This is a genomic window from Brenneria sp. g21c3, from assembly GCF_040240345.1.
In the GTDB taxonomy this organism is placed as follows: Bacteria; Pseudomonadota; Gammaproteobacteria; order Enterobacterales; family Enterobacteriaceae; genus Brenneria.
Window position 1 is genome coordinate 110,233 of the sequence record NZ_JBEIAB010000011.1, and the last position, 21,475, is coordinate 131,707.

Below are 21,475 nucleotides of genomic sequence, written 5' to 3' on the forward strand. Positions count from 1 at the left end.
GTTGTTATGCTATTCATTCTTCGTTTTATTGTGGTGATTGTCTTTTCGATTTTAGTTTGTATTTTCGGATCTATTTACTGTCTTTTCAGCCCTAAAAATCCACGTCACGTAGCGACATTCGGTCACCTTTTTGGTCGCCTGTCCGTAGTTTTTGGCTTGAAAGTCGAGGTGCGGGTCCCGCCGGAGGCCGCGCATTACGGCAACTGTATTTATATCGCGAATCACCAGAATAATTACGATATGGTCACCGCCGCCAATGTGGTGCAACCGCGCACCATTACCGTGGGTAAGAAAAGCCTGTTATGGATCCCTTTCTTCGGCCCCCTGTATTGGTTGACGGGGAACCTGTTGATCGATCGCGACAATCGGGCCAAAGCGCACGGCACCATTGCTCAGGTGGTCAAACACATCAAAGAGGAAAATATTTCCATTTGGATGTTTCCTGAAGGCACGCGCAGCCGGGGCCGTGGATTACTGCCGTTTAAGACGGGGGCATTTCACGCCGCCATCAGCGCGGGCGTGCCGGTCGTGCCGATTTGCGTTTCCACCACCAGCAATAAAATAAAACTGAATCGCTGGAATAATGGTCATGTCATCATAGAAATGCTGCCGCCGATTGACACCAGTTCTTATAGCAAAGAGCAAGTGCGCGAATTGACGACCTACTGCCATGATATTATGGCCGCCAAACTGGCGCAGTTAGATGCGGAAGTGGCGGAACGCGAAGCAGCGGAAAAAAATAATTGAAAACGGCACCCCCCTCTTTGCTGTCCGGTAAGAGGGCTATTTTTCTAATCGAAAGTTAAATCTTTTATACGGTTTAATCGATTTACGGAGTCACTATGTCACTCAGCCGGCGTCAGTTTATTCAGGCATCGGGGTTTGCGTTATATTGTGCGGGCAGCACGCCATTATTGGCCAGGGTAAGCGGTACTTCGACCGTGTTGCCGATCCCGCCATTGCTGGAGTCGCGTAGAGGGCAGCCTCTGTTTCTGACGATGCAACGGGCGCACTGGGCTTTCACCGATACGCGTAAAACGTCGGTCTGGGGCATTAACGGACATTATCTGGGGCCGACGGTACGGGTATTTGACGGCGATGACGTTAAGCTGATTTATAGCAATCGGCTCAATGAACCGGTATCGATGACGGTCAGCGGATTGCAGGTTTCCGGGTCGTTGATGGGCGGCGCGGCGCGTATGATACCGCCGGGTATGGATTGGTCTCCGGTATTGCCGATCCGACAGCCGTCGGCCACCTGCTGGTATCATGCCAATACGCCGAACCGCATGGCGCCGCATGTGTATAACGGGCTGGCGGGACTCTGGCTGGTGGAAGATAGCGCCGCGAAATCATTACCTATCCCCAATCATTATGGCGTGGATGACTTCCCGCTGATTATTCAGGATAAACGCCTGGATAGCTTCGGCGTGCCGATTTATAGCCCGGCGGGCAACGAGGGCTTCGTCGGCGATACGCTGCTGGTCAACGGTGCGCAGAACCCTTATGTCGAAGTGTCGCGCGGCTGGGTGCGGTTACGGCTGCTGAATGCGTCAAATGCCCGTCGTTATATTATGCGGATGAGCGACGCACGGCCGATTCATGTGATCGCCAGCGATCAGGGCTTGCTGCCCGCGCCGATGGCGGTTAACCAGATCTCGCTGGCGCCCGGCGAGCGGCGGGAAATTCTGATTGATATGACGCAGGGCGAGGAAGTGACGCTGACGGCGGGCGAATCAGCCGGGATAATGGACCGGCTGCGCGGGCTGTTTGAACCGTCCAGCATTTTGATTTCAACGCAGGTATTAACCCTTAAGCCGACCGGATTATTGCCACTGGTGACGAGCAATCTGCCGATGCGTTTGCTGGCGGATAATATTATTGAAGGCAGCATCAGCCGTACGCGCGAGTTTCGCCTGAGCGATAGTCCGCCGAGCATCAACGGCGCCATGTGGGATATGACGCGTATCGACGTGCAGACCCAACTGGGCCGCTGCGAACGTTGGATTCTTCATGCCGATACCCCGCAGCCATTCCATATGCAGGGGGTGAAGTTTTTGGTGCGCAGCGTCAACGGCGGCGCGGTACCGGTAGAGGACAGCGGCTGGAAGGATACGGTGTGGGTGGACAGCGATGTCGAACTGCTGGTCTATTTTACCCAGCCGTCCTCGCAGGCGTTTCCTTTTCTGTATTACAGCCAGACGCTGGAATTGGCCGATCGCGGCCTGACCGGTCAACTGGTGGTGCAGCCTTCGGCCTGATCGGGAGCAGGCCGGCAACGCGCTTATTGCCGGCGGGATGCCGGGAAGCGCCGGCGCAGGGTATCCCAGTCCGGCGCGGCCGCCGCGCCCCGACCGGCGACGACGCAGGCCGCCACCCGATTCGCCAGATCGACGGCGTCCGCCAGCGGCCAGCTCGCGGATAACCCGGCCAGCAAACCGGCGCAGTGCGCGTCGCCGGCGCCAATGGTATCGACAACCTGCGCCGGATAAGCCGCGACGGCCGTCGCCTCGCCGTTCGGCGGGCAAATCCAGGCGCCTTCCTTGTCCAGTCGGCAAATCAGCGTTAAGCCGCTGCGCCGTGCGTAGCGCAGCGCCTGTGAGACCCCATCGCCTTCTCCGCACAGTTGGCGGGTTTCATCGCGGTTCAGGGTTAGAATGGTATTGCTGCCGGCCAGCGCGTGAATAAATTCTCCCGGAATAAAAGGGAGGCGCGGGCCGAAATCGATCAGCTTCTGCTGCGTCTGTTCCAGCGTCCATTGGCGCAGATCCCGTCCGCCTTCGCCGAACAGTTCATATCCGTTAACGTACAGCAGCGCGTTGTCAGGCATCGCTAACTGTTGCAACATTGCCCGGCTACAGTGCGCCTCGCAACCGGTAATGCCGATAAACGTCCGTTCACCGTCAGGCTCCGTCATCGCCAGGCACCAGCCGTTATCCATTTCGCTATGGCGCAATAGCACCGGCAGGTTCATCTCGTTCATCGCGGCTTCGACGGTTTTTCCCCACGGCCCGTTGCCGACCGGCATCCCGTTGATCATCGGCACGTTGAGGCGGTATAAGGCGCGGGCGACGTTAAACGCGCAGCCGCCGATCTGCCGACCGAGATCCTGGCCTTCGATATCTTCGCCGCTGACCGGCAGGCGCGGCAGCGCCAGCAGCATATCGCCGCAGGCGCCGCCGACCACCGCGACGGGGCGTTCGGGCGTAAAGGCTTTCATCGCAATCTCTCCCGCGGTTTAACCAGCAGATAGAGCCGGTAGGCGATCAGACTGATGGCGAATGAGATAAACAGCCCTAAACTGGAGTCGGCGAAAATACCCACCGCCAGCGGTCCGTCGATAAAGCCGGTTTTCGTCACCATCAGACCGGCGACGGCGCCCAGCAGCCAGCAAAATAGCGGCGCCCAGCGTACGCCCAGATTCCTGCCGTGTAAGCCAAATACCAGATCGTCGCTGTAGCCGTGACGGCGACGCAGCAGGAAGTAATCAAGGATGAACACCGCGGACCAGGGGCCGAGGAACAAACCGCAGAAAATCAGGAAGGAGATAAAGGGCGTCAGGAAGTCGCCGGAAACAAACAGCACATAGATGGCGACGCCCACCACCAGTACGGCGTCAATGGCCACCGCGACCGGCTGAGGCACTTTGACGCCGATGGTCAACAGGTTAAGGCTGGCGGAATACAGGCTTAATACGGCAATCGTGATAATGCCCGCCGTGGCGGTTAATAAATAGGGAACCGCCATCCAGGTCGGCAGTACCGTACCGATCAGCGCAATGGGGTTGGCCGAACTGGCGAGCTCGGGCAACTGGGATGACAGCAGAATACCGGCCAGCATCAGCAATATCAGCGGCAGGGCGGAACCGCCCACGACGGCGGCGAACACGCTGCCGCGACGGGAAGCGGGGCTCTGATAACGGCTGTAATCCGCGCCGGCGATAGTCCAGCCTATGCCGGTACCGGCGGCAATGACCGACACGGCGGGGAGAAAGCCGGTTAGCCAGTCGCCGGACGGCAGCGACAACACCTTATGCCACGGCGTATTGAACAGAACATAAATCACCACAATCAGCGTCATGGTGCCGAAAATTCGCGTGATCCAACTTTGCAGCAGGATCAGTGTGTTTTGTCCCAGAATACTGACCGCAATGGTCAGGCCGCCGAACAGCAGTAAACAAACCGCTGTCAGCGTGGCGCCGCCGTTCAATCCCATGGCGGTAAACAGGGCGGATAGCGTCAGCGTGCCGGTGATGAGGTTAACGGCCTCCCATCCCATCAGCGTAAGCCAACTGAATGCGGTCGGCGCGATATTGCCTTTCAGGCCGAAAATGGCGCGAGAGAGCGTCAGGGTGGCGGTGCGGCCGATTTGGCCGGCAAACGAGGTAAAACCGACGAGTGCGAAGCTGGCGACGCCAAGCATGGCGGCAAGGATTGATTGTATAAAAGAGAGGCCGAACGAGACGATGATGGCGCCATAAACAATGCCGAGAATACCGATGTTGGCCGCGCACCAGATCCAGAATAATTCCAGGGGCTTACCGGTGCGCTCCGCTTCCGGGATGCGATCGATGCCGGCGCTTTCCACTTTCCAGGTTTTGTTTTGCGGTTGCCTGTCTTGATGTTGATGGTGTTGTATCTCACCCATAGCGGCATTGCTCCTTTTAGCCTTGGTTGACAACGAATGGCGGCAAAGGGGGAAATCAATCGGGTTATCCTGATTGATGGTGATAAACCATGCCGCGGGGAAAGTACGAATGCCGTTTCATTCGCCGCCCATCGCTGTGGTGAGGGTTCCGATGGTATCCGTACCAGCCGATAAGGGTAGCAGATAAGAGCGCGTCACGCCGAACATTCGGGCGGCCTCGCATGCGGGATGACTGATGTTTTATCCGATGCGCTCAGGCTGGCGCGGTATAAAAAAGAGACGCGTTGGCCCGAACGCATTATCAGATTCGTTAATGTATTTATCGTTAAAACGATGATTTTATATGTATCATCGGTATTTTCGCCTGCGGCCAATGGAACCGCGGCGATATTATTAACCGGAATCGGCAGGCTATTCTCGCGTCAGCTAAAAAATGCCGGCGGGCCTGCTTCTACGTTTATAATTCCGGGGAGCTCCCATCACGTTACCGACCATTTACCCGTGCAGGCAGCCGGAAATGGCGTCATGGGGGGAGCTTTGGCGTCGGTCAATGGATGACCCTGGTGTTGGCATCGCGGCATGAGTTTACGGAATTCAATTCACGGGTGCAAGTCCAATTTAATGCCTATAAGATACCAATGTCAGTCCGATGGACTCCGTTTTCTCTGATCATCGATTCAACATTTTTGTTTAACAATTGCGTAGGCTGAATACAGCGTAAAAACAATAAAAAGGCATGCAACATGCAGGAACTACTACTTTGGGTTAAAGCCCGGCTGGGCGAGCCGTCAGCCGCTCCCCGTTATATGCAGCTTGCTTCGCTGCTGAAAGCGGAAATCAAACGGCGAAAGGAGCTGTCCGGCCAGTTTTTACCCGCCGAGAGATTGATTGCGCAACAGACGGGCCTGTCTCGCGTGACCGTCTCGCGCGCGTTGGCGCTGCTGGAAGAGAAAGGGCTGATCGTGCGTCAGCAAGGCATCGGCACCCGGGTGAGCCAGCGTTTGCATTATTCTCTGGACAAGGATGAGTCGGGATTTACCGCGCTGGTGCGGCGTAACGGCGGCAAAGCGGGCAATCTCTGGCTGGAAAGAAGCAGAAAACGGCTTCCGGCCGCGATCGCTGAGGAAATGTCTTTGCCCGGCGGCACAGGGGTGACCCATCTGCGGCGGGTTCGGTTGATTAATGGCGAACCGGCATCGCTGGAGATCCTATGGATCCCGCTGGCGTTATTGCCGGATCCGGAACAACTGGAGCATTCGCTGTACCAATACTGGGCGGAGCGCGATATCCACCCGGATAAAAAACGCTATCGGTTAAAAGCGGTGGCCGCGCCGGCGGACGTGGCCGGCTATCTCGGCGTTGCGCCGGATTCGCCGTTGCTGTTATCCCGCCAGCACACGTACGACGCGCAGGGCGATCTGCTGGAATACTGCGAAATCTATTGCCGCAGCGACCTGTATGAGTTTCAGGTAACGGATTGATGCGCGTTGCCGGCAGAAAGCAATCTTGCCGGCGAGAACGTCGCGTCAGATGATTTTCATATTATCCGGGTCGGGACCCAGGCGTTTGCCGCTGTCCAGTTTGGCGATTTCGCCCAGCTCGTCTTTGTCCAGACGGAAATCAAACACGTCGAAGTTTTCTTTGATGCGGGCCGGGGTGACGGATTTGGGGATGACGACCAGTCCGCTGTCCAAATGCCAGCGGATCACGATTTGCGCCGGGGTTTTATCATATTTCGTGGCCAGCTTGCGGATAATCGGCTGGTCGAAAACCCCCTTGCCGCCCTGCGCCAGCGGACTCCAGGACTCGGTTTGAATCCGATGGGTGGCGTTCCAGGCATGAAGCTGACGTTGCTGAAACAGCGGATGCAGCTCAATTTGGTTGATGACGGGAAAGACGCCGGTTTCATCTTTTAACCGCTGTAAATGCTGCGGATGGAAGTTGCTGACGCCGATGCTTTTCACCAGCCCTTGTTCCTGTAATTTCATCAATCCCCGCCACGCATCCACATAGGTGTTTTGTTGCGGTAACGGCCAGTGAATCAGATAAAGATCCACATAGCTCAATTGCAGCTTTTGCAGGCTCTCTTCCAGCGCCTTCTGCGGCGTTTTCTGATCGCTGTTCCAGAGTTTGGTGGTGATAAAGAGCTCTTCACGCGGGATGGCCGCAGATTGCAATGCCTGGCCGACCCCCTCTTCATTTTTATAAATGGCGGCGGTATCAATGGCGCGATAACCGGTTTGCAAAGCGGCGGTTACGGCGGTCACGGTCTCCGCGTTGCTTGCCTGCCAGACGCCAAGGCCCAACTGCGGCATGATATTGCCGTCAGCCAGTTTAAGTTTTAGTTGCGTCATGTCATTCCCCTTTTTTCTACCGTTAATCATCGCGATAACGGAAACGAATAGCCCGTTGATGTCATAGCCGGCGGGCTATGAGCATATTGGGCATATCGATTCATTATAGTAGAGAATGCGGCGGCGATTTTACGCTACGCGGCAGGCAAATTCCCGACGGCGGGAAAATCAACGGCGTCATGCTTCCGGCTCAAGGCCGAATCGCTCAGGCCGCGGCGTGTCTCTTACGCCAGACCATCACGACGAGACCGATCAATCCGCTGACCAGCAGGATCATCGGCAGCAGGATCAGGGCGGTCATCACCTGATCTTCATAGCGTTTTACCAGCGGAATATGGCTCATGGCGTAACCGAGCGTTACGATGCCGCCGACCCACAGAAAACCGCTGAGCCAGTTGAATATCTGGAAACGGGTATTATTCAGCCCGGAAATACCGGCGAGGGTGGGCAATAACGTGCGGATGAACGCCAGGAAGCGGCCAATCAGCAGCGCCAGCAGTCCGTGGCGGTTGAACAGATGGTAGGCGCGCTGATGGTAGTGGGCGGGGAGCTGCAACAGCCAGCCTTTAACCAGCCGGGTATCCCCCAGCCAGCGTCCCTGAAGATAACTGAACCAGCATCCGAGGCTGGCGGCGACGGTCAGCAGAATCATGGTGGGGATAAAACTCATCACGCCTTTGGCGATCATGGCGCCGGCCAGCAGCAGCAGGCTATCGCCGGGAAGAAAAGAGGCCGGCAGCAACCCGTTTTCCAGAAATAGGGTTGTGAATAAAATGCCATACACCACCCAAATGACATGGGGGTCTGCCAGCGCGCTAAAATCCTGATGCCATAGCGCGTGAATAATTTCGTGAACCACACTCATATTACTTCCTGTCAGGTGACTGAAGCCCTAAAAACAAAAACGGGGCGAAACTGCCCGACCATGTTGTACTGCTATACGCTGAAACCAGCGCAGGGCCAAAAACTTATACGGTTGATTAATGCTGATTAGAATAAGCGTTAAGTTAGGGTAAAGCGGTTTTTAGTTAAGATTGTCTTGCCTATGATACACGCTTTACCCACCTCAATGCAGCTAAATCAAGGGCCGGCAGCCTGGCGCCGTCACACTTCCCGAATTCTGTCAAAGCCGCGAGCCAGATCGTCAATCAGATCGTCGCTGTCTTCAAGTCCGATATGCAACCGGATGAGCGTGCCGGTAAAATCAACGCCGGTCGCCGGGCGAATCGACGCCAGCTGTTCCGGCTGATTGGCCAGAATCAGCGATTCAAAGCCGCCCCAGGAATACGCCATGCTGAAATGCTCGAAGTTATCCAGATAGCCGGCCAACTGCGCGGGGTTCAGTTTGTCTTTTAATACAAATGAAAACAGGCCGCTGCTGCCTTGAAAATCACGCACGTAGAATTCATGTCCTTTGCATTGCGGCAGCGCCGGGTGATTGACCACCGCCACTTCGGGGCGTTCAGACAGCCATTTGGCGATGCGAATGCTGCTTTCCTGATGCTGTTTAAGCCGCACGCCCAACGTCCGCAGACCGCGGCTGGCGATATAGGCGGTATCGGCATCCACCATTTGCCCCATCAGATACGAATGCTCGCGCAACTGGCCCCAGCAACGTTCATTCGCCACCGCCGTACCCAGCATGGCGTCAGAGTGGCCGACCATGTACTTGGTGCCGGACTGCACCGAGATATCAATGCCGAAATCCAGCGCCTTAAACAGCACGCCTGCCGCCCAGGTATTATCCATGATGATAACGATTTCCGGATTGATGCGGCGAACGGCCTGTACAATGGCGGGAACGTCGTGGACTTCCATGGTGATGGAGTTGGGTGATTCAAGAAACACTACTTTGGTGTTTTCCTGGATTAATTCGGCGATGCCCGCGCCAATCAGCGGATCGAAATAGGTGGTGCCGATATTCAGCTTGCGAAGAACGGTGTTACAGAAATCCTGCGTAGGCTCATAGGCGGCGCCGGTGACCAGCACGTGATCGCCCGCCGATACGAAGGAGAAGATCGCGTTGGAAATCGCCGCCGCGCCGCAGGGATATAGCGCGCAGCCGGCGCCGCCTTCCAGCTCGACCATCGCTTCCTGTAAAGAGAAATGGGTCAGCGTGCCGCGACGGCCGTAGAATAATGCGCCGTTGGCGCGGTTAACGGCCGCGTTGTGTTTATCCTTCACCGTGTCGAATACCAGAGAGGATGCGCGCTGGATCACGGGATTGACCGAACCCTGCGTGAATTTTTTGCTGCGTCCCGCCGCGACCAGGGCTGTTGCTGTTTTCTTGCTTGTCATAACTGATATCACCTTTCTCTTTTTTGCCGTACCGGGCTGTTCAATACGCCGGGAAACTCGTTTTCTATTTAATGCGCCGCTTTTAATATATCCCAATTGCTGGGCGTTCAATAATCTGGCGCTTTCTACGTTACCACGGCTTAAGCGGCCTGTGGGCGGGCTTTGGCGATTGATGCGAAAAACGGTAAGAGTTGCTGTTTTTACGGCGAGCGAAGGGCATCCTGCTGGCGGCGGGGACGTTAAGAGGGGAAGGGGGGCCGCCATTTGGCGGCGGCCGGAGCCCGAAAAATGCCGGACTCTGTTCAGGGAATAACGAAAGCGCCCGTCAGGCGGCTATTTTGCCCCGGGTTACAGCAGGATATGACTGAGAATAAAGCCGAATATCACCGACAGCGTAATGGTCAGCACGCCCGGAATCAGGAACGAGTGGTTGAACACATATTTCCCGATGCGGGTTGATCCGGTGTCATCCATTTCCACTGCGGCCAGCAAGGTCGGGTAGGTCGGCAGCACGAACAGGGCGGAGACCGCGGCGAATGAGGCCACCGCCGTTATGGGCGAAACCCCGAGCATCAGCGCCGCCGGCATCAGCGCCTTGGCGGTCGCCGCTTGTGAATAGAGCAGCATGGCGGCGAAAAACAGCACCACGGCCAGCATCCACGGATAGTTTTGCAACAGCGCGCCGGCGGTTTCCTGAATGTCGTTAATATGCGCCTTGACGAAAGTATCCCCCAGCCAGGCGACGCCCATCACGCAGACGCAGGCGCTCATGCCGGAACGAAAGGTGCTGGCGGTGAGCACCTTCGCGGTATCGATTTTAGCGATAAGGCAGATCAGCGTGGCGATGGTCAGCATAAACACCACGATAGCCTCATTGCGCGGCAATACCGGGTTGGCGATCAATTTGACGTTATCGCTGATGGCGGTGGCATAAAACACCACGGCGATAATGCCGAGCAGAAACAGCAGTACCGACGCTTTGGCGCCGGGTTTGACCGCCTGCGTATTGATATTGCCGACGGCGACGTCGCCTTTTTTCAAACGTTCCTGATAAATTTCATCATCTTTCAGCTCCTTGCCCAGGAAGTTGGTGATGAGCGCGGCCAGCAGCACGGCGGCCAGCGTGGTGGGAATACAAATACCTAACAGCGCCAGATAACCGATGCCGTAGGGCTCCAGAATACCGGCGACAAACACCACCGCGGCGGAAATCGGCGAGGCGGTAATCGCCACCTGCGAAGCCACCACGGCGATCGACAGCGGGCGCGACGGCCTGATGCCCTGTTCTTTGGCTACCGCCGCGATAACCGGCAGCGTCGAGAACGCGGTGTGTCCCGTACCGGCCAGCAGAGTCATAAAATAGGTCACCAGCGGGGCCAGAAAGGTGACGTATTTGGGATGACGGCGCAGCAGTCTTTCCGCGAGGCTGACAAGATAGTCCATGCCGCCCGCCACTTGCATGGCGGCGATAGCGGCGATAACCGCCATGATGATTTCGATAACATCGAAAGGGATGGCGCCCGGTTTTATATGGAAACCCAGCGTGAGAATCAACACGCCCAGACCACCGGCAAAGCCAATGCCGATACCGCCGAGTCGCGCCCCCAGATAGATGGCGAGCAGCACGATAATGAGTTCCAGGACCAGCATACAATGCTCCTTAAAACAATGTGATATACCCGACGTCTTTGATGTCGCAGGGGGCGGGTCGCGCCCGATCGCCGATCGGTTTCAGCGTTCAGGATTCGTCCGGTTTTCGCCGTACTGCATCTCGAAAGCGGTGAGTATAGCCATAATTTTTACTTATGGAAAAGCGGCACAGGGTGTGGATAATCCTGTGCCTGACCGTTGTTGTGGCAATCGGGTGATTAAACGGATGCGTTGTCGTCGGTGTAGCGCTTGGCTTTATAGGTCGGATGCATCAGATTTTGGATAGAGAAGATGTCGTTCAACTGATCTTCGGTGAGCAGGCCGCGCTCCAGAACCACTTCACGCACGCTTTTGCCGGTTTCGGCGCAGATTTTGCCGACGATATCGCCGTTGTGGTGGCCGATGAACGGATTCAGGTAGGTGACGATGCCGATGGAGTTAAAGACATAGGCTTCGCACACCGCTTGATTGGCGGTAATGCCGTTGACGCATTTCTCCAGCAGGTTATAGCAAGCGTTGGTCAGAATATGGATGGACTCGAACATGGCTTGCCCGATAACCGGTTCCATGACGTTTAACTGTAGCTGACCGGCTTCGGCCGCCATGGTCACGCAGGTGTCGTTACCGATGACCTTAAAACACACCTGATTCACCACTTCCGGCACCACCGGGTTAACCTTCGCCGGCATAATGGAAGAGCCAGCCTGCAATTCCGGCAGATTGATTTCGTTCAGACCGGCGCGCGGCCCGGAAGAGAGCAGACGCAGGTCGTTACAGATTTTCGACAGTTTCACCGCTACCCGCTTGAGGGCGCTATGCACCATCACATAGGCGCCGCAGTCGGAAGTCGCCTCGATCAGATCTTCGGCCGGTACGCACGGCAAGCCGCTGACTTGCGCCAGATGCTGGACGGCCAGATGCTGATATTCATCCGGCGTATTCAGGCGCGTGCCGATTGCGGTAGCGCCCAGATTGACTTCCAGCAACAGTTCCGCGGTATGCAGCAGATTCCTGTTCTCTTCTTTCAGCAGGATGTTGAACGCGTGAAACTCCTGACCCAGGGTCATCGGCACCGCGTCCTGCAATTGGGTGCGGCCCATTTTCAGGATATGTTCAAATGCTTTGGCTTTACGCTCAAACCCTTGTCCCAACTCGACAATGGCCTCCGCCAGTTTCAGGATGGCGGTGTATACCGCCAGGCGAAAGCCCGTCGGGTAGGCGTCGTTGGTGGACTGGCACTTGTTCAGATGATCGTTCGGGCTGAGATATTGGTATTCGCCTTTTAGATGTCCCATCAACTCCAGACCGATATTCGCCAGCACTTCGTTGGTATTCATATTCACCGAGGTGCCGGCGCCCCCTTGATAAACGTCCACTGGGAACTGATCCAGGCATTTGCCGTTATTCAGCACTTCGTCACAGGCCTGAATAATGGTATCGGCGATGGCGCGCGGAATGGTCTGCAACTCGCGGTTAGCCAGCGCCGCCGCTTTTTTCACCATCACCATGGCGCGGACAAATTCCGGAATATCGCCGATGGTATTATTGCTGATATGAAAATTTTCAATAGCCCGGAGCGTATGAATGCCGTAATACGCATTAGCGGGAACTTCACGTGTACCTAACAGATCTTCCTCGATACGGAATTTATTTGACATGATTATTATTCCTTTTTGTTGCACGAAAATATTCAACCCGCTGATTAATAAGACGAGGTTGCCTGTCACGATTTTTTAATCATGACTGAAATATTATTTTTAGAACGACGAATCTCGATAAATACGCCATCACGTATTTATTTTCGTCAGACTTCAGGTGTCATGAAAGACATCTCTTTGTTATGAAATCATTTAGGGTGTTTTCATGGCTTGGTTTTATTTACATTGGTCGTATTACTCCCAATTGTTGAAAATATAAATATTCGTTATTCCGTACTGTCTGAATTAATCGAAATCAGTTTTTCTATTCCCCGATTAAGATCCTCCAATTTCGGAATAAATACCGTCTTGATTATTTCGTGCGTGACATCACAGGCTTCGTCAAAGAAGGCGCTGTACTCATCACGGTGTCCGACGATATAAAGCGATCGCTTGATGTTCAACTGTTCCGGCATATGCGTTAAAACCTGTCTGGAATAGGTTGCCGACTGGAGAAAACTGATGGGGCTGGTAACGGCCCAGCCGATCCCCGCCGCCACCATCGACGTTAAGGTATCCGCGTTATCGAATTCGAGCATATTGGGGACGCGAATATCTATTCTGCGCAGATAGCGTTCAATCTGCATGCCGATCTGCGAGTTGCGATTGAACCTGACCAGCGGCATCGCGGCGGACAGCTCGCGAATATCTTCGATGGTTTTTATACGTTGTCGATATTCCGGCGGCGTAATGATGAAATAGCCTTCGGAAAACAGCCGGTAACGCACCACGCCGTCGGTATCGATCAGCGGATCGCTGGTGACGATAAGATCCAGCTCGCGTCGCATCAGCGCTTCGCCCTGCTGTGGGCTTAATCCGGTGCGAATCAGCAGCTGCGAAGAGCTTTTCAGCAGACGTTTGGTGAATACGGAGCCGCAGGTGATGGCGAACGAATCAACCAGGCCGATACGCAGATCGGGCTTGATGCCGCGCCCCGCTTCCAGCACCTGCGCTTTCAGGTTGGCGATCTCTTCGGTCAGCACTTCCCCGCGGTTTTTTAATGCGATGCCGTAAGGCGTCAATACAAATGGGCGTCTTGCCCGATTGATCAGCATGACGCCAAAGTCCTCTTCCAACAGCCGGAGCGTTTGCGAAACCGCCGACGGCGTCAAACCCAACTGCGCCGCCGCCGCCGTCATGCTGCCAGCCTCGGCCATCGTCACAAAAACGTGGACGGCGTACATGTCGATCGATTTATTGGCGGACATTGTTCGTTTAGCCATGTTGTATTGCCTGCGTTGCAAAGGCTCAGGGTTGTTGAAGCATTCAGGTATGCGGACAGTTTAGCCCATAATGCCTTGCCGGTAGTCGCGGTAACTGATGCCAGCTTAGTGAGTCAATCTCAGAAAAAACATAGGGCGTATCACTGATTAATTTTTTCTTATAACTAGCTTTAGCGAATCTGCATGTAGCGGGCGAGCAGGCCGTTGCGCCTGTTTATATTTCTGCGGCAATGCCGGCGTCAGGCAGGCGCCGGTGTTGATGAGAACAGCGAGGGGGACTTTTTACAGCCGGGGAAGGGCTTCCTGCCGGCCGGTTTTTACTTATTTGAGTGATGCATGCTTCGATAACGTCGCTTTTTTAAGCAAGAGGTGAAACAGTAATGCGCAACCGGCCACCAGCGCGGCGGCGGGGCCGAGCGCGCGGGCGTTCCAGGTTTGGAGGATGACGCCGCCCAGCATACCGGCAGTACCGATCCCCAGGTACATCGCCGACGCATTCAGGGAGATCAGTATTTGCCCGGCTTCCGGCGCGGCGCTCAGCAAATATGCCTGTTGCGCCGGCAGCAGCAGCCAGGCCGCGATATTCCAGATACATACGCCTATCAAGGCGCTCCAGAGCGTGGTTGCGCTCAGGGGGAGAAACGCCAGCATCACGGTGACCACCGACAGGCTCAGCGATACCGTATGTTTGACGCCCCAGTTGTCCACCAGCCAACTGCTGGCCGCGTTTCCCAGCGTACCGGCGATACCAAACGCCATCAGCACCATTCCTAAGTCGCGCTGAGTCGCCTGCATCGTTTCCGTCAATAACGGCCCGATATAGATATAGACGGTAAAACCCGCGGTTATCGCCAGGGCGGTGACCAGCAAGGTGACCGGCACGCCGGGGAGAACCAAGGCCCGTATCCGCGCGCGCAGCGCGATAGCGGGCGGATTCGCCAAGTCTGGCAGCCAGAAGGTCAGACCCAGCAAGGCGAGTGCGCCAAGGCCGGTTATCAGCCAGAACGCGGCGCGAAAACCACCGAACTCGCCCATCCAGGCGCCCAGCGGCACGCCGATAATGGTCGAGACGGTGATGCCGCCCATGACCAGCGACAGTGCTCGTCCGCGTTGATTCGGGGCGACCAGCATAGCGGCAACCACCGAGGCGCAAGGCGTATACGCCGCCGATGACACCGCAGTAATGATGCGAGCGGCAAACAGCATAGGGTAACTGGTCGCCAGCGCCGCTATCGCATTGCCGACGATGAAAATCGCCATCGCGCCCAGCAAAAGTTTCCTGCGCGGCACGTTTGCGGCGACTGACGCCACTACCGGACTGCTGAGCGCGTACACCGCGGCAAAGCCGGTAACCAGTTGGCCCGCCATGGCGACGCTGACGTCGAGTTGTCCGGCAATATCCTGTAAAACACCCGCGATGATAAAACCATCCGTGCCGATGGCGAAGGTGCCTAAAGCCAGCAAACTGATTCGGTACCACATTATTTTACTCTCCCCAGGAATGGAATTTCCCGTAGCCTAAACCCTGACATCGCTGTTAGAGTCAACGGACATTGCTATCGAGCGGGGAGTAGTGGGCATGAAGATTGGCGAACTGGCTAAGCGTACCGGGGTCAGCGTGCGGATGCTGCGCTACTATGAACAGGCCGGATTATTGACGCCTGACCGTCGGGAATCGGGGTATCGCGAGTTCAGCGTGGCTGACGAGAAAATCGTCGAGCGCATCCGTACGCTCAGCGAGGCCGGCCTTAATCTGGCGACTATTCGCCGGGTGATACCCTGCATGGACGAGCAAGGCTCGACGTTCAAACCCTGCCCGCAGGTGCGTCCGGCGCTGCGGGCGGAATTGGACAAGATAGCGCGCAAGCTGGACGCGTTGACGCAGAGCCGGGATATCCTGGAAAGCTATTTGCAAGCACTTGTCGATCGATGAGCTTACGGCGCTATAGCCTACATCTCGCCAGAAGATCTCTCGACGCGTTCAGCGATTATCCCCATGAAAATAAGTGAGTTTTCCTTTGTATGGCTTGTTTTCCTGCTTTTCCCGTTAGCCTGTTATTGCAGGCAATCCGCTAAAAACGCCGTGATTTTACCTTCAATATTGCTATCGATGGTTTTTATGCGGAGTAATGGAATATGGCTTTTGCTCAGAATACTATTTTTTAGCTCATCACGTTCAGCCTGTCGGGGCGTATCGTGATACCCCCCATCCACTTCAATCACGCCTAACGGCGTTTTGCCCACTTTGAAATAGAGTACAAAGTCACAGCTGGCGCGATTGTTCATGAACGAGGACTCGCCTGGCGTAAACGTATTGTTTTTTAACGAAACCAGCTGATTGAGGGCAACCTGAGCGTGAAAAGTGATAGTCTGGTAGTCATCATGAGACAGGATATCGCGCAATATGCGCGCCGCGATCTGCTCGGATATATGCTTGGAGTCATGCGGATTCAATCTGGCCTTCAATTTTTCCAACGAGCGATCATATTCTTTGTAAAGCAGATCGAAGGCGGAGATAACGGGGCTGTGATGAATCTGTTCATCATCCGCATAATATTCGATATAGCGGATTAACGCGGCAATATGTTTATTATTTTTGGTAAAGACATGATCACCCGTCACCAGCGTGAAATTATTTTTTGCGCGGGATACGGCGACATTAACTAAATGAGGATCGTCGACAAAATCGATATTTCTTTGGCTGTGCCATTTCTTATCCAAAACGGTGGAGAAAATGATCTCGTCACATTCTCTTCCCTGGAATTTATGTACCGTCGCTTTCACGAAATCTTCTGGCAGGTGCTTCTGCGAGAGCGCGATCTGATTATTATAGGGGGCAATAAATCCACGGTTATTTTCCTCGTTCCAGTCAAGCACCTCCAGTGATTCCAACTCTCTCAAATTAGAGTATTTTCTGGTGTGATTCCCTTTCGCGGTGACAATCAGCGATAAAGCTTCTTCTCCCTTATCCTGCGTCATGGGGATGAGCTGGTTGTCATAAAACTGTTTATTACAGAACTGGATTATCTTAGGGTGGCAGCGATAGTGTTCTTTTAACAGCGTCACTGGGATCTTATTCTTAAAAATGCCGATAAACGAGTCCAGTAAACTGTAGTTTACGCAATCATAAAATTCAGACGGCGGAGGTATATCGAGCTTGACCGGAACATGCGGCAGTTGTTTTCTGTCTCCGACGATAATCAGGTTTTTCGCGCATCCCAGTCCCAGAATACCGGGAATAATGTCCTGCTGCGACGCTTCGTCGATAATGACGTAATCAAGCACCGCGTCATTGGCGATAGAGTTAATAATCGAGTGGGTGCTGCTGCCAATGATCGGATAACGCTTTATAAACGTATTGAATTCCTTGAGGTAATTTTCCGCAGTAAAGTTTTCATCATGTGGCGCGAACTGAACGAGGTGCGCTTTCAAATAAGCCATTGAGGCCTCGGTCAGATTTTTCAGCAGCACATTAAAATTATTATCCTGCAATTCTTTTTGACATGCCGCCAACGAGGCCTTTTTCTGCTGCAAGGTTTTTTCGTAATAGTGAAGTTGCAGAGAATAAATCAAGGCTTTCCGTTTTTGCCAATCCTCGAACGGCCCCACGCGCAGGATCCTGAAGTTTAGCAATAACTCTACCCTATCCTTGAATGCGATGCGTTTGGTGAAAAGGTAGTTTAAATACGCCATGAGATCGGTGATTTTCTGTGGCGACAGTCGGTATTTTTCGAGCGGTTGAGGAGATAGGGTTACATTTTCACGTTGCCATTGAAGTAGATACTTTTTCTCTATCGATAATTCGTCTATCTCAGCCCGCAGTCGTGCCGCCTGATTCTGGGCAGCCAGATGAGTCTTCAGTTTGTGTAACATCGCATCGATATGCTGAATTTCGGGAGGGGCGGCGAGGTGTTCAGATAGCGGATGCGGCTTTTTAGCAAAAAACTGTTCTCGTTTTTTTGCACTACCTAATTGAGCGACCAGATAATCCAGCCCCGCTTTAGCTAACTTCTCATAGACATTTTCAACAGCCGAATTGTTATTGGATAAAATAGCGACGCTCTTTTGCTGCAATAAAATATTGGCGACAATGTTTAATATTGTTTGTGTTTTACCGGTACCCGGCGGCCCTTCAATAAGGCTGATCTGCGAAGAGAATGCCTGCTCTACCGCTTTCAACTGGCTTTCATTGATGCCAAAAGGAAAAATAAAATGCGATACGGGTTCCTGTGAGCGATTTTTCCCCGAACAGTAGGCATGCAGGACGGTATTTGTATGGGGCGTTACCTTTCCCAACTGGCGCAATATATTTTCAGCAATCGGCCTTTTTTCCTCGTCGGCCAGAGCAATGCGCGCTTGCGCTACCGAAGCGAAATAGTTAAAAACCGCTTCCGCGCTGACATCCTTTTCAAGGATGGTCTCGATATTATCCGTTTCCATCACCTCCAAATGGTGGTTTCGCGGATAACGGACGACGGTATATTTCCCGCCATAGGTGGTGGCGCTCTCAATGGGCGTCCCCCTTGATTTTCCTTTTTCGACCAGAAGGTTTCCATTCTCAATCACCGTGGGGATAATTTGGCAATCGTCTATTGGCCGACTGTAAGTTTTACCCGAAGGGAAATGGCAGGTCAGCCATAGTTCACCTTTAGACTTGTTATACCTCAACGTCCAGTCAGTAATCTGGCCGGTTTTATTTTCACCTTGTACGTATATAGCGACCATTCGATACTCATCCTTAAGCTGTCATTACCTGTCGACTACTATACCTAATGGGAAAACTGCTTAGAAGTTGTACGCTGATAAACAGTGTCAGGACGTGAACTGGGTGTCCTGACGGATTGGCGTTACTTTGGTGATGGGGCGTGTGCTGGCTAAGGGTTGGCCGCAAACTTAGGCGGTAATCCAAGATGATGGGTCTGTTCACATATCGCCAATAACGCCGGAATCAAATGCGCGCTGGCGTTGAGGCAAGCGCCAAGCTGGCAGAGGCTTTCCGGCGGGATCTCGTTATCATTTTGCAGCGTGTCGCCGAGATAGTGCAGGCCGTGACACAGGCCGTCGATGGATTCGGCGGCGATAGCGCCGAGGTCGCAGAGCTGGATTTCATCCAATTGCCCGAAGGGCAGGGCGGCGATCAGATCGCGGAAAATGGTAATGGTGCTGTCGGCGGGTATGGCGTGGGGGTTCGTCATGATTGAATCTTCCATTTGCTAGATATTTATGTCATCACGCCTTCAGGTTCCAAACTAAAGGTGTGACCCAGACAGGGTTGGAACTCCGGATCTAGCGACCGGCCAACCTTGCGGTTGCCCTGCCTGAGCCACGAATAAGAGTGTGCATGTAGCCCCTGAAAAAACAAAGTGTTTTCAGCTCTAGATGTTCGGGGTTCCAAACCCGGCGGCGGATGTTGCCGCAGCGCATTTACTTTATTTGTGCGGCGCAAACGGTGAAAGAGACTGGATGGATTTACAGCGGAGTTGCCGCCGGTTTTGGAACGCGGTTCGCAAAAAATGGGGATTTGGGTACAGGAAAATTAAGTCCCTTTTTACTGTTCCCCATTGTTTGCCAACCATTGCGTCGGTCTTACCCTTTGCTCAGAAAAATATGCTGACGATGGTAAGCCATCTGCGACATGTCCGGCGGGTACTGCTCGGGAAGCCGTATCGGACGGCCTTCGTATTGGGCGAAGTTGAGTTCGCTGATGGGGCTTTTCAGTTTTTTGATGCGGGGCGAGAGCAGCATTTCAAGATGGTCGTTAAAGCTAATCAATCCCTGATCAAAGGCTTTGTCGTGCAGGCTGGACAGGCAGAGTCCGTTGCTGGGGTTCAGACGGTGTTCGGCCGCCGTTTTCCACGGGCGGATATGGCTGGCGACCAGCAGCAACGGCTCTTCCAGCCCGGTGACGCAGCAGCGTTCGCCATAAGCGCCGAGCACGCGCTTGCGGAACAGCTGCTGGCCGATGCGGGTTTTAACCGGCGCGACGCTTTCCCCGCCCCGATAATCCAGGTCGATCTCGTCGGCCCGTGACGATGGCGTTCCCGCATCGATACGCGTCATGGCCTGTCGGCACTGCTGTTCGAATAGATCGGGATCGCGATCCATCTCCTGCCACAGTTCGCGATCGGCTTTCGCCACGCGGTTTAGACCGGTGCGGCCGGATCCGGTAATAAATGGATCCAGACTGGCGATATTAACCAGCTTCATCGCCAGCGCGGAAGGCGTGCGGTTGATCAACGCCGCATAGCGAATAATGTCAGGATTGCGCGAGTGCAGCTTGCCGAACGGCATTTGACTATAAAGCGTGAAGGCGATCAGCAATTGATCCCGCGTCCAGAGGTTGGTGGCGGCCATGCGTATTTCCGTCAGAAAGGTGGCGTATCCGATTAGCGATATCGATAACTATGCCAGGTAACACGTTAAAATGCATGTCGCCTTGCGGCTGGATCATCCTCTCCATCTGCGCTAACGTTGCGGCAGCCCTATGCCACCAAGCCGAGATACCATGTTTAATCACCGCGTTTCCCTGTTTCGTCCTCTGTGCCTCGTCGCGTTATTCGCGCTGGCGGGCTGCGCCGACAAAACCGCTCAGACGCCGGAGCCGCGACCGGCGGATGTCCGGGCGCAATTGCTGAAGCTGTTGCCGGAAAATGTCGGCGATCGTCAGGGGTGGGCCACCGATATCGCCGCCGCATTTGCCGCGCAGAGCCTCGATCCCAGTAATGAAAATCTCTGTTCGGTACTGGCGGTCACCGAGCAGGAGTCGACGTTTAAGGCCGATCCGCAGGTGGCGGGGTTGTCGAAAATCGCCTGGCGGGAGATTGACCGTCGCGCCGAGAAATTACACGTTCCGGCGTTTCTGGTGCGCACCGCGCTGCTGATCAAATCCCCCAACGGCAAGAGTTACAGCGAGCGACTGGATAAGGTTCGCAGCGAAAAAGAGCTGAGCGCCATTTTTGATGATTTCATCAATATGGTGCCGATGGGGCAAAAACTGTTCGGCCGTTTGAACCCGGTGCATACCGGCGGGCCGATGCAGGTGAGTATCGCCTTTGCCGAAGCCAACGCGAAGGCTTACCCGTATCCGCTGGACGGCACCGTGCGTCGTGAAGTGTTCAGCCGTCGCGGCGGGATGTATTTCGGTATTATGCATCTGCTGGGATATCCGGCTAATTATTCGCAGTCGCTCTATCGGTTTGCGGACTTTAATGCCGGCTGGTACGCCAGCCGTAATGCGGCGTTTCAGCAGGCGGTGAGCCGTTTGAGCGGTATTTCGCTGGCGTTGGACGGCGATTTAATCCATCACGGATCGGATAAAGCGGGCGCGACCGAACTGGCGGTACGTTCGCTCGGCAAAAAACTGGACATGAGCGATAGCGCGATCCGTCGGGCGCTGGAGAAAGGGGACGCGCTGGAATTTGAAAAAACCAGCTTGTATGAACGCGTCTATGCGCTGGCGGATCGTGCCGCCGGAGGCAAAGCGCCGCGTGAAATCCTGCCCGGCATCCAGTTGGAAAGCCCTAAAATCACCCGCAAACTGACGACGGCCTGGTTTGCCAAGCGGGTGGATGAGCGTCGCCGGCGCTGCCTGACCAGAGCGCGATAA

18 protein-coding genes are annotated in these 21,475 nt (G+C 54.6%); 6 read left to right on the top strand and 12 right to left on the bottom strand.

The window, feature by feature from the left end; all coding sequences use genetic code 11:
- Nucleotides 1-6 precede the first annotated feature (6 nt).
- Nucleotides 7-747, top strand: a complete 741-nt coding sequence (locus ABRZ28_RS16355) for a 1-acylglycerol-3-phosphate O-acyltransferase (RefSeq protein WP_319605208.1) — start codon at nucleotides 7-9, stop codon at nucleotides 745-747.
- 95 nt (nucleotides 748-842) lie between these two features.
- Nucleotides 843-2,261, top strand: coding sequence for a cell division protein FtsP (gene ftsP, locus ABRZ28_RS16360; protein ID WP_319605209.1), 1,419 nt, complete (start codon nucleotides 843-845; stop codon nucleotides 2,259-2,261).
- A gap of 23 nt (nucleotides 2,262-2,284) precedes the next feature.
- On the opposite strand, the gene ABRZ28_RS16365 is transcribed toward ftsP, so the two are convergent.
- Together ABRZ28_RS16365 and ABRZ28_RS16370 are read right to left on the bottom strand one after the other, a co-directional pair.
- Nucleotides 2,285-3,220 carry a PfkB family carbohydrate kinase gene (locus ABRZ28_RS16365; RefSeq protein ID WP_330520915.1) on the bottom strand — a complete coding sequence of 312 codons (936 nt, stop codon included), beginning with the start codon at nucleotides 3,218-3,220 and terminating at the stop codon, nucleotides 2,285-2,287.
- Nucleotides 3,217-4,647 carry a purine-cytosine permease family protein gene (locus ABRZ28_RS16370; protein ID WP_330520917.1) on the bottom strand — a complete coding sequence of 477 codons (1,431 nt, stop codon included), beginning with the start codon at nucleotides 4,645-4,647 and terminating at the stop codon, nucleotides 3,217-3,219. The genes ABRZ28_RS16365 and ABRZ28_RS16370 overlap by 4 nt, the downstream gene beginning before the upstream one ends.
- A gap of 228 nt (nucleotides 4,648-4,875) precedes the next feature.
- On the opposite strand from ABRZ28_RS16370, the gene ABRZ28_RS16375 reads away from it, so the two are divergent.
- Complete coding sequence (locus ABRZ28_RS16375; protein ID WP_319605212.1) at nucleotides 4,876-5,205, top strand: hypothetical protein; 330 nt, start codon at nucleotides 4,876-4,878, stop codon at nucleotides 5,203-5,205.
- A 185-nt stretch (nucleotides 5,206-5,390) separates the two neighbouring features.
- Complete coding sequence (locus ABRZ28_RS16380; RefSeq protein ID WP_319605213.1) at nucleotides 5,391-6,128, top strand: GntR family transcriptional regulator; 738 nt, start codon at nucleotides 5,391-5,393, stop codon at nucleotides 6,126-6,128.
- A 45-nt stretch (nucleotides 6,129-6,173) separates the two neighbouring features.
- Here ABRZ28_RS16380 and dkgA read toward each other — a convergent pair whose 3' ends face one another.
- The 7 genes from dkgA to ABRZ28_RS16415 all read right to left on the bottom strand — a co-directional run bounded on the left by dkgA (nucleotide 6,174) and on the right by ABRZ28_RS16415 (nucleotide 15,351).
- The gene (gene dkgA, locus ABRZ28_RS16385) at nucleotides 6,174-7,001 is read right to left on the bottom strand and encodes a 2,5-didehydrogluconate reductase DkgA (RefSeq protein WP_330520918.1); all 828 of its coding nucleotides are present in this window, start codon (nucleotides 6,999-7,001) and stop codon (nucleotides 6,174-6,176) included.
- A gap of 205 nt (nucleotides 7,002-7,206) precedes the next feature.
- Nucleotides 7,207-7,866, bottom strand: coding sequence for a DedA family protein (locus ABRZ28_RS16390; RefSeq protein ID WP_319605215.1), 660 nt, complete (start codon nucleotides 7,864-7,866; stop codon nucleotides 7,207-7,209).
- 239 nt (nucleotides 7,867-8,105) lie between these two features.
- Nucleotides 8,106-9,299 (bottom strand): cystathionine beta-lyase, encoded by a 1,194-nt coding sequence (metC, locus tag ABRZ28_RS16395; protein ID WP_319605216.1) that lies wholly within the window; start codon nucleotides 9,297-9,299, stop codon nucleotides 8,106-8,108.
- A 348-nt stretch (nucleotides 9,300-9,647) separates the two neighbouring features.
- On the bottom strand, nucleotides 9,648-10,949 hold the full coding sequence (locus tag ABRZ28_RS16400) for an anaerobic C4-dicarboxylate transporter (protein WP_330520919.1): 1,302 nt from the start codon (nucleotides 10,947-10,949) through the stop codon (nucleotides 9,648-9,650).
- A 218-nt stretch (nucleotides 10,950-11,167) separates the two neighbouring features.
- Nucleotides 11,168-12,607 (bottom strand): aspartate ammonia-lyase, encoded by a 1,440-nt coding sequence (gene aspA, locus ABRZ28_RS16405; RefSeq protein WP_330520920.1) that lies wholly within the window; start codon nucleotides 12,605-12,607, stop codon nucleotides 11,168-11,170.
- A 266-nt stretch (nucleotides 12,608-12,873) separates the two neighbouring features.
- Nucleotides 12,874-13,869, bottom strand: a complete 996-nt coding sequence (locus ABRZ28_RS16410) for a LysR family transcriptional regulator (RefSeq protein WP_319605219.1) — start codon at nucleotides 13,867-13,869, stop codon at nucleotides 12,874-12,876.
- A gap of 321 nt (nucleotides 13,870-14,190) precedes the next feature.
- Entirely contained in the window at nucleotides 14,191-15,351 is a 1,161-nt protein-coding gene (locus tag ABRZ28_RS16415; RefSeq protein WP_330520921.1) for an MFS transporter, read from the bottom strand.
- 97 nt (nucleotides 15,352-15,448) lie between these two features.
- On the opposite strand from ABRZ28_RS16415, the gene ABRZ28_RS16420 reads away from it, so the two are divergent.
- The gene (locus ABRZ28_RS16420) at nucleotides 15,449-15,802 is read left to right on the top strand and encodes a MerR family transcriptional regulator (protein ID WP_319605221.1); all 354 of its coding nucleotides are present in this window, start codon (nucleotides 15,449-15,451) and stop codon (nucleotides 15,800-15,802) included.
- A gap of 122 nt (nucleotides 15,803-15,924) precedes the next feature.
- Here the strand turns inward: ABRZ28_RS16420 and ABRZ28_RS16425 are convergent, their stop codons facing one another.
- From ABRZ28_RS16425 to ABRZ28_RS16435, 3 genes are all read right to left on the bottom strand, one after another.
- Nucleotides 15,925-18,594: a DEAD/DEAH box helicase gene (locus ABRZ28_RS16425; RefSeq protein ID WP_330520922.1), complete on the bottom strand. Its 2,670-nt coding sequence runs from the start codon at nucleotides 18,592-18,594 to the stop codon at nucleotides 15,925-15,927.
- Nucleotides 18,595-18,743: 149 nt separating this feature from the next.
- Complete coding sequence (locus ABRZ28_RS16430) at nucleotides 18,744-19,064, bottom strand: hypothetical protein (RefSeq protein ID WP_330520923.1); 321 nt, start codon at nucleotides 19,062-19,064, stop codon at nucleotides 18,744-18,746.
- Between the two features lie 391 nt (nucleotides 19,065-19,455).
- Nucleotides 19,456-20,223, bottom strand: a complete 768-nt coding sequence (locus tag ABRZ28_RS16435; protein WP_319605224.1) for an HNH endonuclease — start codon at nucleotides 20,221-20,223, stop codon at nucleotides 19,456-19,458.
- Between the two features lie 151 nt (nucleotides 20,224-20,374).
- Between ABRZ28_RS16435 and ABRZ28_RS16440 the strand changes: the two genes are divergently transcribed.
- Complete coding sequence (locus ABRZ28_RS16440) at nucleotides 20,375-21,475, top strand: DUF1615 domain-containing protein (protein WP_319605247.1); 1,101 nt, start codon at nucleotides 20,375-20,377, stop codon at nucleotides 21,473-21,475.